The organism is Sphingomonas sp. UV9, from assembly GCF_004101245.1.
In the GTDB taxonomy this organism is placed as follows: domain Bacteria; phylum Pseudomonadota; class Alphaproteobacteria; order Sphingomonadales; family Sphingomonadaceae; genus Sphingomonas.
On record NZ_SCIN01000001.1, the window covers coordinates 316,415 to 333,688 of the forward strand.

Sequence of the window (17,274 nt, forward strand, 5' to 3'; positions counted from 1 at the left end):
CTTATGGTGGACTATCGACATACAATTCGTACCAATGGATGTGGCACTCCCTCCGTCATGCCGGACTCGTTCCGGCATCCACCGTGCCGCAAAATCGAGGGGATTTGGTTTGCGGAACCGTGGACCCCGGAACCAGTCCGGGGTGACGGAGCGATTTCGGACACTCAAGCCCCCACCGGCAAATCGCGAAACGCCTGATCCTTGTCCACGCGGATTTCGCCGGGAAGACCAAGCACGCGTTCGGCGATGATGTTCTTGAGGATCTCGTCGGTGCCGCCGGCGATGCGCAGGCCGGGCGCCCACATCGTCGCGGCGTGGAACGCGCCCTTCAGCGGGGTCAGCGCGGGGTCGGCGATGATGCCGTATTGATCGCCCGCCTCGACCGCGGTGTTGCCGATGTCCTGCAACTGGTTGGCGGCGACGATCTTGCCGATCGAGCTTTCGGGGCCGGGCACCTGACCCTTCGATAACGCCGTGATCGTCCGCATCCGCGTGTTGCGCAGGCCCTCTGCTTGCACCCACCAGTCGGCGAGCCGCTGGCGGAACGCGGCGTCCTTGAGCAGCGGCCCGTCGGCGCCATCGGCCTGGGCTGCAAAGGCGAGGATGTCCTCCGGGCCGACCCCGCCGCTCGTGCCGATCGCGAGGCGTTCGTTCATCAGCGTGAACAGCGCGACCTTCCAGCCGCCATCGACCGGGCCAAGCCGCTGCGCGTCGGATATCCGGACGTCCTCGAACCAGACCTCGTTGAAGCTCGACCCGCCCGACATCTGGTGGATCGGCCGAATCTCGATGCCGGGCGCCTTCAGGTCGAGCCAGAACATCGTCAGGCCCTGGTGCTTGGGCACGTCGGGATTGGTGCGGACCAGGACGATGCCGTAATCGCTGTAATGCGCGCCCGAGGTCCAGACCTTCTGGCCGTTGATCACCCAGTCGTCGCCGTCTCGCACCGCCCGCGTGCGGATCGCCGCGACGTCGGAGCCGCCGGCGGGTTCGGAGAAGAGCTGCGACCAGATCTCGTCGCCGCGTACCGCCGGCCCAACGAAGCGCCGTTTGGTCGCGTCGTCGGCATAGGCCATCACGGTTGGCACGCACATGCCGAGCCCGATCGTGAAATAGCTGCCGTCGACCGCGTGGCGCGCCTCTTCCTGCCCGAAGATGACGCTCTCGATCGGGGAGCCGCCGCCGCCGCCCCATTCCTGCGGCCAGGTGATACAGGCGTATCCGCCGGCGGCCTTGCGCGCCTGCCATGCCTTCGCCTTGGCCATGTCGTCGGGGTAATGGCCGGCGTTGTGCTCGGCGATGTTCGTGTCGAGCCACGCGCGGGCCTTGGCGCGATAGGTGGCTTCGGCGTCGCTGTCCTTGAAATCCATGATCGTCCTTTCAGGCGGCGTTGCGCATTTCGAGTTGGCCGACGAGGCGTTCGCGCCACGCCGCGGGGCTGCCGGCGACGAGCGCGAGCTGGCGCGAGCGGCGGTAATAGAGGTGGCAGTCCGACTCCCAGGTGAAGCCCATTCCGCCATGCGTCTGGATATTCTCCTTCGACGCGAACCAGTATGCGTCGGACGCGGCGACGCGCGCGGTGGCGGCGGCAAGTAGCAGTTCGGCCGCGCCGACGTTCAGCGCCCACGCGCCATAATAGGCGTTCGAGCGTGCGAGTTCGTTCTTCACATACATGTCGGCGAGCTTGTGCTTGATCGCTTGGTAGCCGCCGATCTGGCGTCCAAACGCATAGCGATCGAGCGCATAGCCCTTTGCCATCTCGAGACAGCGATCCGCGCCGCCAAGTTGCTCGAACGCGAGCAGCACCGCCGCGCGGTCGAACACCGCCTGCATCGCGGCGATTCCGTTTTCGGTGCCGAGCTTCTCGCAGGGCGCGTCGGTGAAGGTGAGGCGGGCGGCGCTGCGCGTCGGGTCGAGCGTTTCGAGCACTTCGGCGGTGACGCCCGCGCCTTTCTCGACAAGGTAGAGGCCTTCGCGGGCTAGGACGACGATCAGGTCGGCGACGTCGCCGTCGGTGACCGGAATCTTCTCGCCGGTCAGTTTGCCCGCGGTGACAGTGGTTCGAACCGAGCGCGCGGTGACGGGGCCGGCACCTTCGGACGTGGCGAACGCGCCGATGACGTCGCCCGCTGCGATCCGGGGGAGCCACCGGATCTTCTGCGCGTCGCTGCCGTAGAGCATCAAGGCTTCGGCGACGAAATACACGGTCGAAGCGAACGGGATCGGCGCGCAGGCCCGCCCCAGTTCCTCGGCGATCGCGCAGAGTTCGATGTGGCCGAGACCGAGCCCGCCAAACTCCTCGGGGATCGCTGCGCCGAGCCAGCCTTGCGTGGCGACGGCCTTCCACAGGCGCGCGTTGTACGCGGTGGCGGCATCGTCGAGCACCGTGCGAACTTGGTCGCTGCCACAGTGAGCCCCGAGAAACTTGCGCGCCTCGTCCTTCAGGAATTTCTGGTCGTCGGAATAGTCGAAGTTCATGCGGGGTCCTTCGAATGCGCCCAATATTCGTCGCGGAGCAGGCGTTTGTAGAGTTTCCCCGTCTCGTGCCGGGGCAGCGTGTCACGGAAGTCGATCCGGCGCGGCGCCTTGACGTGGCTGAGGTTGGCGCGGGCGAACGCGCTGAGTTCGGCGGCGAGGTGCGCGCGGTCTTCGGACGGATCGGCCGGGCAGATTATCGCCACGACCTGCTCGCCCATCTCGTCGTCGGGCGCACCGATCACCGCGACGTCGGCGACCTTGGGATGCGTCACGAGCAAATTCTCGATCTCGGCGGGGTAGATGTTCACGCCGCCCGAGATGATCATGAAGCTCTTGCGGTCGGTGAGGTAGAGATAGCCATCCTCGTCGAGCCAGCCGACATCACCGAGCGTCGTCCAGCCCTGCGCGTTGGCGGCCTCCGCGGTCTTGGCGGGATCGTTGTGATATTCGAACGCGCCGCCGCCCGCGAAATACACGTCGCCTTCAGCGCGCGCGGGGAGTGCGTTGCCGTCCTCGTCGCAGATCATCGTCTTCGCGGTCAGGTTGCGCCCGACCGAGCCCGGATGCGCGAGCCATTCCGCACTGGAGATCGCGCAGAACCCATTGCCCTCTGTGCCGGCATAATATTCGCCGATGATCGGGCCCCACCAGTCGATCATCGCCTGCTTGACCGGGATAGGGCAGGGGGCTGCGGCATGCCACACCGCCTTCAGCGACGACATGTCGTAGCGCGCGCGAACCTCGGGCGGGAGTTTGAGCAGCCGGATGAAGTGAGTCGGCACCCATTGCGCGTGCGTGACGTGGAACCGTTCGATCGCGGCGAGCGCAGCCTCGGGATCGAAATGCTCCATCACGACGACGGTGCCGCCGACCTGCTGCACCGCCATCGACCAGCGCAACGGCGCGGCGTGATAGAGCGGCGCGGGCGACAGATAGACCATGTCGGGCGTGAACCCGTACAACCCCTTGCCGAGCATCACGAGCGGCGAGACGTTGGTGCCGAACGGCTCGTCCGACAGCGCGTGCTTGACGCCCTTGGGCTTGCCGGTGGTGCCCGAGGAGTAGAGCAGGATGCCGCCGGGCGAAGGGTCGGCGATCGGCGTGGCCGGCTTCGCGTCGCGCGCGGCTTCGTACGCCGCGTACCCGTCGATCGCGCCGTCGACGACGTAGCGCCTTACGTCGTCGAGCATCGGCACCAGCGCGGCGGCAACCTCCGCGCATCCCTTGCTCGCGATCAGCACGCGGCAATCGCCGTCGCGGATGATGTATGCCGCCTCGCCCGCGGTCAGTTTCGACGACAGGCAGGTGCAATAGACGCCAGTGCGCTCGGCCGCCCAGATCACCTCGAGATAGCGCGCCGAATTGTCCATCAGCACCGCGATGCCGTCGCCGCGCTTCAGCCCGAGCGAGCGGAGCAGATGCGCGCCCTGGTTCGCCCGCGCATCCAGGTCGCGATACGTCACCGTCTCGCCCGTCGCCGCCATGATATAAGCGGGCTTGTCGGGCGTGGTGAGCGCATGCGCGACGGGGTGCATCAGACGCGCTCGATGATGATCGCGGGGGCCATCCCGCCGCCCGCGCACATCGTCACGAGCCCGCGCTTGAGGTCGCGGCGTTCGAGTTCGTCCAATATGGTGCCGATCAGGATCGCGCCGGTCGCGCCGATCGGATGGCCCAGTGCGATCGAGCCGCCATTGACGTTCACCTTGTCGCGGTCGAGCTTGAGGTCGCGGATGAACTTCTCGGCGACCACTGCGAACGCCTCGTTGATCTCCCACAGGTCGATGTCGTCGACCGTCAGCCCGGCCTTCGCCAGCACCTTGCGCGCGGCGGGGACGGGGGCGTTGAGCATCAGCGTCGGGTCGTCGCCCATGTTCGCCATCGCGACGATCCGCGCGCGCGGTTTCAGCCCGTGCTTGGCGGCATAGTCGGCGCTGGCGAGCAACACGGCCGCCGCGCCGTCAACCACGCCCGACGAATTGCCGGCGTGATGGACATGCGCAATCTCCAGGTCGGGATAACGCCGGTTGATCTGTTTGCGGAACGTCGTGCCCTTCTCGTCGAGCGGGATGTCGGCGATCCCCGCGAATGAGGGGCGCAGCGCGGCGAGGCCCTCGGCGGTCGTGTCGGGGCGGGGATATTCGTCCTTCTCCAGCACCAGTGCGCCGGTGGCGTCGGTGACGGGGACGATGCTGCGATCGAACCGCCCTTCGGCGATCGCCACCGCGGCGCGGCGCTGGCTTTCGAGCCCGAGCGCCTCGAGCGTTTCGCGGTCGATTCCCTCGATGCTGGCGATCGCGTCGGCGCAGATGCCCTGGTTCGATTGCGGATGGCGCTCGTCGAGCCGCGCATTGCCAGACCCGATGCCGAGCGGTCGCTTGCCTGCCGCCATGTCGTCCTGCATCATGGTGGCTGCCAGCGACATCATCTCGGTCCCGCCGGCGATCACGAGGTCTTCCATCCCGCTCATGATCTGCGCCGCGGCGAAGTTCACCGCCGTGATCCCGCCGCCGCAGAACCGGTCGAGCGTGATCCCGCTCGCCTTGACGTCATAGCCCGCATCGAGCGCCGCCATCCGGCCGAGATCGCCGCTCTGCTCGCCGCGCTGCGTCGAGGTCGACCAGATGATGTCGTCGACGTCGCCGGTCTCGAGATGATTGCGCTCGGCGATCGCCTTCAGGACGGTCGCGGCGAGATGTTGCGGGTGCATGTGCGCGAGCGCGCCCTTGCCGGTCTTGCCGATCCCGCGCGGGGTACGGACGGCGTCGATGATCAATGCCTCGGCCAAAATCTCTCTCCTGTTACACCCGCCGCTTTGGTGCGGTCGTGGTGCCTGATGCCGGATTGCGTCCGGCCTCGTTCCGACGTAACATTCGTTATGGAGAGTGGCTTGTCAAGCACGGTATCGGTTGAAGACGACGTTGCACCTCGCGCGGATCTGGCGCCGCGCGATTGGCTCGAGATCGGGCAGGCGCTGCTCAAGAGCGGCGGTTTGCGCGCGCTGAAACTGCGTAGTCTGGCGCAGGCGGCGGGCGCATCGACCGGCAGTTTCTATCATCATTTCAAGGATTTCGACGGCTATCATGCCGCGCTCGCGCAGTATTTCGCGGAGGCGCAGATCGATCCGCTGCTCGCGTCGCTGACCACGTCGGACCTCGCGCCGGTCGAGCGGATCCGCGCTTTCGCCGAGCATGTCCGCGATCACGACATGTCGCAGCTCGCACTGGCGATGCGCGCCTGGGCGAAGAGCGACGCGCGGGCGGCGGCGGCGATCCGCGAGCATGACGACAAGGTGATGGCGTTCCTGGTCGAGCAGCTGACCGCGCACGGGTTCGATTCCGTCGAGGCGGGGATTCGCGGCTATGCGCTGCTGGCGGTGGGCCTGAGCGAGGTGCATCCGGTCGAGGGGCTCGATCGCGGCGTGCTGCGCAACGGGTTGCTTACGCTGCTGTGCGAGCGCTAGCGTATCGAGGTGAGGCGACTCCGTAAAAAAGCGGAGCGTTATGAGGAGGATGCGGGCATGCAGACGTATGACTATGTGATCGTTGGCGCAGGCTCGGCGGGTTGCGTGCTGGCCGCGCGACTGACCGAGGACCCCGCGGTAACGGTGCTGCTGCTCGAGGCGGGCGGCCGCAACGACGGCGTGCTGGTCCGGATGCCTGCGGGGGTCGGCGAACTCATCAAGAGCAAGAACGCCAGCAATTGGGGGTTCTGGACCGAGACCGAGCCGAACCTCGGCAACCGCCCACTATGGTGGCCGCGGGGGAAAGGACTCGGCGGCAGTTCGTCGATCAACGGCATGGTCTACACGCGGGGACATCCGCAGGATTATGACGAGTGGCGCCAGATGGGGTTGCCTGGCTGGTCGTTCGACGACGTGCTGCCCTATTTCAAGCGGCTCGAAGGCCATCATCGCGGCGAGTGCGACCTGCACGGCGGCGGCGGTCCGCTGACGATCTCGGGCGGCGAATCCGACAGTCCGTTCTACGACGCGCTGATCGAGGCGGGGCGGCAGGCGGGTTATCCCGTCACCGACGATTTCAACGGCGCGAGCCAGGAGGGCTTCGGGCGCTACGACCTGACGGTTGCCGACGGGAAACGCTGGAGCACCGCCGCGGCGTATCTGCGGCCGATCCTGTCGCGGCGAAATCTGACGTGCGTGACCGGTGCGCGGACGACGCGGATCCGGATCGACCAGCGGCGCGCGACGGGCGTGGACTATGTGCTCGACAAGGGCGCGAAGCCGGAATCGGTAACGGCTACCTGCGAAGTGCTGTTATGCGCGGGTGCGGTGCAGTCGCCGCATATCCTCCAGCTGTCGGGGATCGGTGATCCCGATCGGCTGACCGCGGCGGGGGTCGGCGTGGTCCATGCGCTGCCCGGCGTGGGCGAGAATCTGCAGGATCATCTCGACGTCGTGATGAACTGGAAATCGCGCGGGCTGCGGACCGGCTACACGATGACCAAGGGCATCGGCATGCTCGGCATCGGGCTCAATTACTTGCTCCGCGGCAAGGGGGCGGGGCGGCAGCAGTTTCTAGAGGCGGGTGCGTTCGTGTCGTCGCGCGAGGGTCTGTCGCGGCCCGACGTCCAGATCCACGCCGTACTCGCGCTGATGCAGGATCACGGCAAGGTCAAGGCGGCCGAAGACGGCTTCACGCTGCATCTGTGCCAGTTGCGGCCCGAGAGCCGGGGGCGGATCGGGCTCCGTTCGGCCGATCCGTTCGCCGATCCGACGATCGTCGCGAACTATCTCGCCACCGCGGAGGACCGCCGCGTGATGCGCGCGTGCGTCGGCATCGGCCGCGACGTCGCGCGGCAGGCGGCGCTCGATCCGTATCGCGCGGGGGAGTTGTCGCCGGGCGACGATGTGCGGACCGACGACGAGATCGACGCCTGGGTCCGGCGGACCGCGGAGACGATCTACCACCCGGTCGGCACCTGCAAGATGGGCACCGCTGACGACACGATGGCGGTGGTCGACGCGACGCTTGCGGTTCGCGGGCTCGACGGACTGCGGGTAGTGGACGCGTCGGTGATGCCGACGCTGATCGGCTCGAACACCAACGCCCCGACGATCATGATCGCGGAGAAGGCGGCGGACATGATCAAGGGTAAGCAGTTGGCGCGGGCGGCTTAGGGGGAGATTTCGATTCGGCATCACCGCGGAGGGAGGCGCCACCCCGGCGAAGGCCGGGGCCCAATTGGGGGACGGTGATAACTGAGGCCTGCGCTCTGTTTCGTTGACCGTTCCAGCTGGGCCCCGGCCTTCGCCGGGGTGATGCTTTTGGGGAACAAGCCCTTGTGCACATGTTCCCCTCTCGCCGTCAGCTCACCGCGGCGCCATCCGGATCGCGCCGTCCAGCCGCACGTCCTCGCCGTTGAAATACCCGCATTCGATCATCGTCAGCGCGAGCGCCGCGAACTCCTCCGGCCGCCCGAGCCGCTTGGGAAACGGCACCGACGCCGCCAGCGCATCCCGCACCGGCTGCGGCGCCGCGGCCAGCAGCGGCGTGTCGAAGATCCCCGGCAGGATCGTGTTCACGCGGATCCCCTCGCTCATCAGGTCGCGCGCGATCGGCAGGGTCATGCCGACCACGCCCGCCTTCGACGCGGAGTAAGCGGCCTGGCCCATCTGGCCATCCTCCGCCGCAGCACTCGCGGTATTGACGATCGCACCGCGCTCGCCGTCCGCGCCGGGCTCGAGCGTCAGCATCCCCGCCGCCGACTTGGCGATGCAGCGGAACGTGCCGACCAGGTTGATCTGGATTATCCGGTCGAACGCATCGAGCGGGAAATGCTTGATCGATCCGTCCTGCTTCGATCGCCCCGCGGTCTTGGCGGCGTTCCCGGTTCCCGCGCAGTTGACGAGAATGCGTTCCTGGCCATGCGCGGCACGAGCGGCGGCAAACCCTGCATCGACGCTGTCGTCCGACGTCACGTCGACCTTACAGAACACCCCGCCGATCTCGGCCGCGAGCGCTTCCCCCTTGTCGGCCTGCAGATCGAAGAGCGCCACCTTCACGCCCTTTGCCGCCAACGCGCGCGCGGTCGCCGCGCCGAGGCCCGATGCGCCGCCGGTCACGACGGCGGCGCTGTTCTCGAGGTCCATGCATCTCTCCTGTCAAAGCCCCGAGATCCGCGTCCCGGTTGCAGAACATTAGTTATGCTCGTAATCCGGCGTTGCCAAGCCGGCATGTCGCACAGGGATCCGACGATGACTGAAGCGCTGTTGCAGAACGCCAGCCCGCATTGGCTGCCACGCCAGCCCAAGGGTGCGCTCGATCATATTCCGGGCGACGACGGCCTGCCAATCTTCGGCAACACGTTCCGCATGCTCGCCGATCCGATCGGGTTCGCGCGGGGCATGGTCGCGCGTTTTGGCCCGGTCTACCGCAACACCGCGCTCGGCGGGACGGGCCTGATGCTGCTCGGCCCCGACGCGAACGAGCTGATCCTGTTCGACCGCGACAAGATCTTCTCATCCGAACAGGGGTGGGGACCGATCCTCAACCTGCTGTTCCCGCGCGGCCTCATGCTGATGGATTTCGACAAGCACCGCGCCGATCGCAAAGCCTTGTCGGTGGCGTTCAAGCCCGAGCCGATGCGGCATTATGCAACCGAACTCGACGCCGGAATTGCCGAAGCGATCGGCGGCTGGGCCGGTCAGACGCTGCGTTTCTACGACGCGGTCAAGAAACTGACGCTCGATCTCGCCGCGACCAGCTTCCTCGGCGTGCCGCTCGGTGCGGAGGCGGACCGGATCAACCAGGCGTTCGTCGACGAGGTGCAGGCGAGCGTCGCGCCGATCCGCCGCCCGCTGCCCGGCACGCAGATGCGCAAGGGCGTCAAGGCTCGCGCCTATCTGGTCGACTTCTTCGAGCGCGAAATTCCTGCGAGACGCACCGGCGACGGCCAGGATTTCTTCTCGCAATTCTGCCGCGCGACCGATGACGACGGCGCGCCGCTGACTGCGCTGGCGATCGCCGACCATATGAACTTCCTGATGATGGCCGCGCACGACACGATTACTTCGTCCGCGACGAGCCTGGTGATGCTGCTCGCCCGCAACCCGGACTGGCAGGAGCGGTTGCGCGAGGAGATCGCCGCGCTCGATCCCGATGTACCGCTGACCGACCAGCTCGATCGTCTCGTCCTCACCGAATACGCCTTCAAGGAATCGCTGCGGATGATGCCGCCGGTCCCGTCGATCCCGCGGCGTGCCCTGAAGCCGTTCAGTTTCGGCGGGTTCGACATTCCGGCAGGGACGAGCGTCGGCGTCGGCATCACCTACACGCACCAGATGGCCGAATACTGGCCCGATCCCGAGCGTTTCGACCCGATGCGCTTCAGCCCCGAAGCATCGAAAGGCCGCCACCGGTTCGCCTGGGTACCGTTTGGCGGTGGCGCGCATATGTGCATCGGCTTGCACTTCGCGACGATGCAGATGCGACTGCTGATCGCGCATCTGCTCACGCGCTACCGGATCGAGGCGGGGGCGGGCAGCGGCGACGCGTGGCAGGTCTTCCCGATTCCACGCCCGAAGGACGGTTTGCCGGTTACGTTCGTGCCGCTTGCCTCCACGTAATATTGTGTCATCGTGCCGCGGTTCATTCGAAGGAGCCGTTCGTTGCGCTTGACCCTAGCTCTCCTCCTGCTCGCGGCGACGCCGGCCTTTGCCCAGCAACAGCCCGCCGCGCGGGCGCCTGATGGCCCGACGCGCAGCTTCACCGGCAGCGACCTGTTCGGCCTGACGATCGCGGCGGACCCGCAGATCAGCCCGGACGGCAAGACGATCGTCTATGTCCGCCGCACCGGCGATGTGATGACCGACAAGATGCAGTCGTCTTTGTGGGTGATCGACGTCGCCAGCGGCCGGCAGACTCCGTTCGCCGCGCAGGGCAGCAGCCCGCGCTGGTCGCCCGACGGTGCGCGGATCGCCTATGTCGCGCCGGACGGCGAAGGCTCGCAGCTGTTCGTCCGCTGGCTGACCGGCGCGTCGAGCGCACGCATCACCAGTTTTCCGGGCGATCCGCAGGCGCTCGCCTGGTCGCCGGATGGCACGAAGCTCGCCTATATCGCGACGGTGGCGGGCGAGGGGGCCAAGCTCGGCTCCCAGCCGCCCAAGCCCGAAGGCGCGAAATGGGCCGAGCCGCTGACGATCATCGACCGCGTCAACTACCGCAACGACGGGCCGGGCTATGTGAAGCCGGGCTATGACCATCTGTTCGTGGTCGGCGCGGACGGGGGCGCGGCGCGGCAGCTCACCTACGGCGAATTTGACGATGGCGGTCCGCTGTCATGGACACCCGACGGCCGCAGCATCGTCTTCGCCGCGATCCGCGGACCCGCCGCCGACAGACAGGTGATGAACTCCGACGTGATCGCGGTCGATGCGAGCAGCGGCGCGATCCGGACGCTGACCACGCGCGACGGCCCCGATGCCCAGCCGCGCGTGTCGCCCGACGGTTCGAAGGTCGCGTGGCTCGGCTTCGACGACAAACGCCGCAGCTACGAGAACACGCAGCTCTATGTCGGCGACCGTGACGCAGCCTCGCCACGCTCGCTGACCGCCACGCTCGACCGCGGGATCGAGGACGCGGTGTGGGCCGCCGACGGCCGCAGCCTGTATGCGAGCTATGACGATCACGGCCAGCGCAAGGTCGCACGTATCGGCGTGGATGGCCGAGTCACGCAGCTGGTCGACAACGTCGCGGGCGGCGGGCTCGACCGACCCTATACCGGCGGCGACTTCTCGGTCTCGAAGGGCGGCACGATCGCCTATACCGGCGGCGACGCGTCCGCGCCCGCCGACGTCTGGGTGCTGGCGGGCGGCAACCCGCGCCGCCTGACGACGCTCAACGCGGTGCTGACCGGATCGAAGGCGCTTGCGCAGGTGCGCAAGATCGCCGTGACCGCGCCCGATGGCCGGCCAATCGACGCCTGGCTCGCCACCCCGCCAAGCCGCGTCGCGGGCCAGCGCGTGCCGCTGATCCTGGAGATCCATGGCGGCCCGAACGCCGCCTATGGACCCGGTTTCGCGACCGACATGCAGCTCTACGCCGCCGCGGGCTATGCGGTGCTGTGGACCAACCCGCGCGGCTCGACCTCCTACGGCGCCGAGTTCGCCAATTTGATCGACAAGACCTATCCCGCTGCCGATTATGACGACCTGATCGCCTCGGTCGACGCGGCGATCGCCGACGGCACCGCCGATCCGGACAATCTGTTCGTGACGGGCGGCTCGGGCGGCGGGTTGCTGACCGCGTGGATCGTCGGCAAGACCGACCGGTTCAAGGCGGCCGCGACGCAGAAGCCGGTGATCAACTGGATCAGCGAGGCGCTGACGATGGACAACACGCTGTTCACCTCGCGCTACTGGTTCACCAAGCTGCCCTGGGAGGATCCGATGAGCTATTGGAACCGCTCGCCACTGAGCATCGTCGGCAACGTCAAGACGCCGACCCTGGTGGTCGTTGGTGGCGACGATTACCGGACGCCGGTCAGCGAATCCGAGCAATATTACGCGGCCTTGCAGATTCGCGGCGTGCCGACCGCGCTGGTCAAGGTGCCGGGCGCTAGCCACGGTGGCATCACCGCACGCCCGTCGCAATCGGCGGCCAAGGCCTCCGCGATCATCGCCTGGTTCGATCGCTATCGGAAGCCGGCAGCAGTGACGGGAGCAGCACAATGACGATGCGATACATGATGCTGGCGGGCGTGGCCGTGATCTCCACCGCGGCGGCGGCGCAGGTTCAACCGCCGCACGTCGCCAAGAAGCCGTTTCAGGTGACGTCACCCAACGGCGCGCGCGAGGACGATTATTACTGGCTGCGCGACGACACGCGGAAGAACCCGGAAATGCTCGCCTATCTCGCCGCGGAGAACGCCTATGCCGATGCGCAGCTCGCGTCGCTGAAACCGCTCGAGGCCAAGCTGTACGAAGAGACCGTCTCGCATATCAAGCAGGACGACAGCTCGGTGCCCTATGCGAAGAACGGCTATTATTACGGGTCGCGGTTCGAGACGGGGGCCAATTATCCGATCCTCGAACGCCGCAAGGGCAGCCCGACCGCGCCTGTCGAGACGCTCTTCGACCAGCCGGCGATGGCGAAGGGTCACAGCTTCTTCTCGCTCAGCGACTGGGCGGTCAGCCCCGACAACCGTCGCGTCGCCTGGGCCGAAGATACCGTCGGCCGCCGTCAATATGTGTTGAAGCTCAAGGACATCGCAACCGGCGCGATGATCGCGGATACGATCGCGAACATCGAGCCCAACGTCGTCTGGGCGGACGACAACAAGACGATCCTCTACATCGAGAAGGACCCCGTCACGCTCCGCGGCTACCGCGTGAAGGCGCATGTCCTCGGCACACCCGTCGCCTCCGACCGGCTGCTGTATGAGGAGAAGGACGACACCTATTCGATGGAGGTCGCACGCACCGCCGACGACAAGTTCGTCTGCATCGGCGTCGGCAGCACGGTCAGCGACGAGCAACGCTGCGCCCCCGCCGCGGCACCCACCGCGTTCACCGTGATCGCCCCCCGCGCGCGAGAGTTCCGTTACGGCGCGGATCATCTCGGAAATCGTTGGATCATTCGGACCAACAAGGATGCGAAGAACTACAAACTCGTCACCGTCGCCGACGCCGATCTCGCCAAAGGCACGCCCGCATGGCGCGACCTGACGCCCGCCAGCGACGCGGTCTTTATCGAGGGGTTCAAGCCGTTCGACGGGTTCGTCGCAATCGACCAGCGCCAAGGCGGCAACCGGATGATCCGCGTGCTCAGCGATGCCGGCAAGTCGACCGCGGTCACCGCCGACGAGCCTGCCTACCGCATGTCGCTCGACGTCAACGAGGAGACGGCGACGCCGTGGGTTCGCTACACCTATGGTTCGCTCGTCACGCCAACGACCACCTACGAGGTCAACGCAAAGACCGGCGAGCGCCGTGTGCTGAAGGTCGCGCCGGTGCCGGGCTATGACCCTGCCAAATACGTCACCGAGCGCGTCTGGGCGCCCGCGCGGGATGGTACGCGGATCCCGGTTTCGGTGGTCTATGCGAAGGGTGTGAAGCGCGACGGCACCGCGCCGTTGTTCCAATATGCGTATGGCAGCTACGGCATCTCGAGCGATCCGGGTGTCGATCCGGGCCGCATCGGGCTGCTCGATCGCGGAATGGTGTATGCGATCGCGCATATCCGCGGCGGGCAGGAGATGGGCCGCGGCTGGTATGACGACGGCCATCTGCTCAACAAGAAGAACAGCTTCACCGACTTCATCGACGTCACCCGCTATCTGGTCGCGCAGAAATACGCCGCTAGGACCCGCGTCGCGGCGATGGGTGGCAGCGCGGGCGGGCTGCTGATGGGCGGCGTCGCGAACATGGCGCCGGCGGACTACAAACTCATCATCGCGCAGGTGCCGTTCGTCGATGTCGTCACGACGATGCTCGACGCGTCGATCCCGTTGACGACGTTCGAATATGACGAATGGGGCAACCCCGCGCAGAAGGCGTCGTACGATTACATGCTGAGCTATTCGCCGTACGACAACGTCACGGCGAAGGCGTATCCCGCGCTCTATGTCGGCACCGGCCTATGGGACAGCCAGGTGCAATATTACGAGCCGACCAAGTGGGTCGCCAAGCTCCGCGAGATGAAGACCGATACCAACCCGCTGCTGTTCCGGGTGAATATGGAGGCGGGGCACGGCGGCAAGTCCGGCCGGTTCGAGCGCTATCGCCAGAATGCCGAATGGCAGGCGTTCATGCTGCAACAGCTCGGCGTGGCGAAATAGCGCGGCCGTTGGCATGCGGTCGAAAGCAGGGTACCGATCGCGCGGGACGCGGCTTCCAGCCTGTCCCGTGATCGCGTCGGTGCCCGGAAGGGCTTGATTGGGAATGCGGTGCGGACGGTTCGCCGTCCTATGCCGCGGCTGTCCCTGCAACTGTAAGCGGCGAGCGAGACGCACGAGCCCTTTTCGCGAGGGCAGCCACTGGGTCGACGACCTGGGAAGGCGTGCATCGAGCGACGACCCGCGAGCCAGGAGACCTGCCGGCGTCTGGTCGCTCTTGTCCCGGTCCAGGGGGTGGCCGAGGCACGGTGAACGCCGCCTGCGCGACACCGCCTGAGCGACGACCATGTGGCGGGGGCCGCATTGGCGTCGTGCGTCGGCCGCTCATGGCGTCCGGTCGTCGCGCGGCCCGGCCGTTCGCGGTATGCCCCCGTCCTCGTCGGACGCTGCGGGGCTTTGTGCATGACGACTTTTACGATCGAGAGACCGGCGCGGGGTTCGACCCGCAAGCGCATCGGCTGGATGTTCGCAGGCCTCGTCGCGGCCAACATTGCCGCATGGTGCTGGGCGTTCTCGCTGTTCCACGCGCAACCGCTGATGCTCGGCACCGCGCTGCTGGCATGGGGCCTTGGCCTTCGCCACGCGGTCGACGCGGACCACATCGCCGCGATCGACAACGTGACGCGCAAGCTCATGCAGGACGGCCAGCGCCCGATCGCGGTCGGCTTCTGGTTCGCGATCGGCCATTCCGGCATCGTGCTGATCGCCGCCGTCGCGATCGCGCTGACCGCCAGCGCGCTGTCGCAGTTCGAGGCGTTCAAGCAGGTCGGCGGCGTGGTCGCGACGATGATCTCCGCGCTGTTCCTCTTCACGATCGCCGCGATGAACCTGATCATCCTCCGCTCGGTCTGGCGCACCTTCGGCCATGTCCGCGGTGGCGGCACCTATGTCGAGGAGGATCTCGACCTGCTGCTCGGCAACCGCGGCCTGCTCGCGCGACTGTTCCGGCCGATGTTCCGGCTGGTCACGCGGAGCTGGCACATGGCGCCGCTCGGTTTCCTGTTCGGCCTCGGCTTCGACACCGCCACGGAGGTCGCGATCCTCGGCCTTTCCGCCAGCCAGGCCGCGGACGGTCTCTCGATCGGCACCGTGCTCGTCCTCCCGGTGTTGTTCGCGACCGGTATGGCGCTGGTCGACACGGCGGACGGCGTCGTCATGCTCGGCGCCTATGAATGGGCGTTCGTGAAGCCGATCCGCAAGCTCTATTACAACATCACCATCACGCTGATCTCCGCCATCGTCGCGATCGCGATCGGCGGGATCGAGACTATGGCGTTGATCGGGGCGAAACTCGGCCTGTCGGGCGGCATCTGGGATCTGGCAGCCGCACTCGGCGAGAACTTCAACGGCCTGGGCTTTGCGATCATCGGCCTGTTCGTCCTCTGCTGGGTCCTGAGCTTCGCGATCTACCGCTGGAAACGCTTCGACGAGATCGAGGTCGTCCACGGGTAAGCGCGCGCCGTCGCGCTCGATCCTCCCCCTGGGGGGGGGAGGATCGAAAACTACTGATATGCGAATTGGCACACCCGCCATATTCCTCTAACCCCACCCTTGAGGATCGGTTTCACCGAACCTCACAGATCGCGCCGGTGCCCTTCGGGGCTTGAATGGGAATGCGGTGCGGGAGGGTGTCCTCCCAATGCCGCGGCTGTCCCTGCAACTGTAAGCGGTGAGCGAGACGCACACGCCCTTCGCGAGGGGGGCAGCCACTGGGGAAACCTGGGAAGGCGTACGTCGAGCCTCGACCCGCGAGCCAGGAGACCTGCCAGCGCAACGGTCGCTCTTGCCATGATCCAGGGGATGGTCGCGGCACGGTACTCCGTTTGAGCGACGAACGCGTGCGGCCGTCTGGTCGTGCGTGCGTGTGCTCGAAGGAGAAATACTATGTCCGACCGTTCGCCCGATCTGGCCAAGGTCCCCGTCACCATCGTCACCGGCTTCCTGGGCGCCGGCAAGACCACGCTGATCAGCCACCTGATCCGCAATGCAGGCGGACGCCGTCTCGCGGTGGTCGTCAACGAATTCGGCACGCTCGGCATCGACGGCGACATCCTCAAGGGCTGCGCGATCCCCGATTGCCCCGCCGAGAACGTCGTCGAGCTGGCCAATGGCTGCATCTGCTGCACCGTCGCCGACGATTTCATCCCGACCGTCGAGACCTTGCTCGCGCTCGACCCGCGCCCCGATCACATCCTGATCGAGACCTCCGGCCTGGCGCTACCCAAGCCGCTGCTGAAGGCGTTCGACTGGCCCGCGATCCGCTCGCGCGTCACCGTCGACGGCGTCATCGCGCTCGCCGATGCCGAGGCGGTCGCCGCCGGTCGCTTCGCCCCCGACGTGGCCGCGCTCGACGCCCAGCGCGCCGCCGACCCGAGCGTCGATCACGAGACGCCGCTCTCGGAGGTGTTCGAGGACCAGCTCGCCTGCGCCGATCTCGTGCTCCTGACCAAGGTCGATCTCGCCGGCCCCGCGGGTGTCGCCAAGGCCCGCGCCGTCATCGCCACCGAGTCCGCACGGCCATTGCCGGTCATCGACCTCACCGACGGGGTGATCGATCCCCGCGTGATCCTCGGCCTCAACGCCGCCGCCGAGGACGACATCGCCGCACGCCCCTCGCACCACGACGGCGAGGACGATCACGAGCATGACGATTTCGACAGCGTGGTCGTCGAACTGGGCGAGATCGCCGACCCCGCCGACCTGACTGCGAAGATCGAGGCGCTCGCCCGCAGCGCCGACATCCTTCGCGTCAAGGGCTACGCCGCCGTCGCCGGCAAGCCGATGCGACTGCTGGTGCAAGCCGTCGGCGCGCGCGTCCGCACGCAATACGACCGACCATGGCGCGCCGGCGAACCGCGCCGCACGCAACTGGTGGTCATCGCCGAGCACGACCGCATCGACGAGGCCCGCATCAAGGCCGCGCTGGACGCCTGACCCACG

At 67.0% G+C, this 17,274-nt stretch carries 12 protein-coding genes and 2 riboswitches; of the genes, 7 read left to right on the forward strand and 5 right to left on the reverse strand.

Annotated elements, in window-relative coordinates:
* Positions 1-164: 164 nt before the first annotated feature.
* From EQZ23_RS01240 to EQZ23_RS01255, 4 genes are read right to left on the reverse strand one after another with little or no spacing between them, the layout of a single operon-like run.
* A complete protein-coding gene (locus EQZ23_RS01240) occupies positions 165-1,370 on the reverse strand; it encodes an acyl-CoA dehydrogenase family protein (protein WP_128452668.1) in 1,206 nt (401 codons plus the stop codon).
* 10 nt (positions 1,371-1,380) lie between these two features.
* Positions 1,381-2,478 (reverse strand): acyl-CoA dehydrogenase family protein, encoded by a 1,098-nt coding sequence (locus EQZ23_RS01245; RefSeq protein WP_128452669.1) that lies wholly within the window; start codon positions 2,476-2,478, stop codon positions 1,381-1,383.
* Complete coding sequence (locus tag EQZ23_RS01250; protein ID WP_128452670.1) at positions 2,475-4,013, reverse strand: acyl-CoA synthetase; 1,539 nt, start codon at positions 4,011-4,013, stop codon at positions 2,475-2,477. Before EQZ23_RS01250 ends, EQZ23_RS01245 begins: the two co-directional genes overlap by 4 nt.
* Positions 4,013-5,266, reverse strand: coding sequence for an acetyl-CoA C-acetyltransferase (locus EQZ23_RS01255; RefSeq protein WP_128452671.1), 1,254 nt, complete (start codon positions 5,264-5,266; stop codon positions 4,013-4,015). The genes EQZ23_RS01250 and EQZ23_RS01255 overlap by 1 nt, the downstream gene beginning before the upstream one ends.
* 102 nt (positions 5,267-5,368) lie before the next feature.
* Here EQZ23_RS01255 and EQZ23_RS01260 point away from each other — a divergent pair, with 102 nt between their 5' ends.
* Both EQZ23_RS01260 and EQZ23_RS01265 read left to right on the forward strand, forming a co-directional pair.
* Complete coding sequence (locus tag EQZ23_RS01260) at positions 5,369-5,941, forward strand: TetR/AcrR family transcriptional regulator (protein ID WP_164913353.1); 573 nt, start codon at positions 5,369-5,371, stop codon at positions 5,939-5,941.
* 57 nt (positions 5,942-5,998) lie between these two features.
* Positions 5,999-7,618, forward strand: coding sequence for a choline dehydrogenase (locus EQZ23_RS01265; RefSeq protein ID WP_128452673.1), 1,620 nt, complete (start codon positions 5,999-6,001; stop codon positions 7,616-7,618).
* A gap of 192 nt (positions 7,619-7,810) precedes the next feature.
* Here the strand turns inward: EQZ23_RS01265 and EQZ23_RS01270 are convergent, their stop codons facing one another.
* The gene (locus EQZ23_RS01270) at positions 7,811-8,590 is read right to left on the reverse strand and encodes an SDR family NAD(P)-dependent oxidoreductase (RefSeq protein WP_128452674.1); all 780 of its coding nucleotides are present in this window, start codon (positions 8,588-8,590) and stop codon (positions 7,811-7,813) included.
* Positions 8,591-8,695: 105 nt separating this feature from the next.
* Here EQZ23_RS01270 and EQZ23_RS01275 point away from each other — a divergent pair, with 105 nt between their 5' ends.
* The 5 genes from EQZ23_RS01275 to cobW all read left to right on the forward strand — a co-directional run bounded on the left by EQZ23_RS01275 (position 8,696) and on the right by cobW (position 17,268).
* Positions 8,696-10,066, forward strand: coding sequence for a cytochrome P450 (locus EQZ23_RS01275; RefSeq protein WP_128452675.1), 1,371 nt, complete (start codon positions 8,696-8,698; stop codon positions 10,064-10,066).
* A gap of 42 nt (positions 10,067-10,108) precedes the next feature.
* Positions 10,109-12,172, forward strand: a complete 2,064-nt coding sequence (locus EQZ23_RS01280; RefSeq protein WP_128452676.1) for a S9 family peptidase — start codon at positions 10,109-10,111, stop codon at positions 12,170-12,172.
* The gene (locus EQZ23_RS01285; protein ID WP_240663103.1) at positions 12,169-14,277 is read left to right on the forward strand and encodes a S9 family peptidase; all 2,109 of its coding nucleotides are present in this window, start codon (positions 12,169-12,171) and stop codon (positions 14,275-14,277) included. The genes EQZ23_RS01280 and EQZ23_RS01285 overlap by 4 nt, the downstream gene beginning before the upstream one ends.
* Before the next feature lie 60 nt (positions 14,278-14,337).
* A riboswitch (cobalamin riboswitch) is annotated at positions 14,338-14,554 on the forward strand.
* Between the two features lie 242 nt (positions 14,555-14,796).
* Positions 14,797-15,786 (forward strand): HoxN/HupN/NixA family nickel/cobalt transporter, encoded by a 990-nt coding sequence (locus tag EQZ23_RS01290; protein ID WP_128453524.1) that lies wholly within the window; start codon positions 14,797-14,799, stop codon positions 15,784-15,786.
* A gap of 118 nt (positions 15,787-15,904) precedes the next feature.
* Positions 15,905-16,119: riboswitch (cobalamin riboswitch) on the forward strand.
* A gap of 99 nt (positions 16,120-16,218) precedes the next feature.
* Positions 16,219-17,268 (forward strand): cobalamin biosynthesis protein CobW, encoded by a 1,050-nt coding sequence (cobW, locus tag EQZ23_RS01295; protein WP_128452677.1) that lies wholly within the window; start codon positions 16,219-16,221, stop codon positions 17,266-17,268.
* The last annotated feature ends 6 nt before the right edge of the window (positions 17,269-17,274 follow it).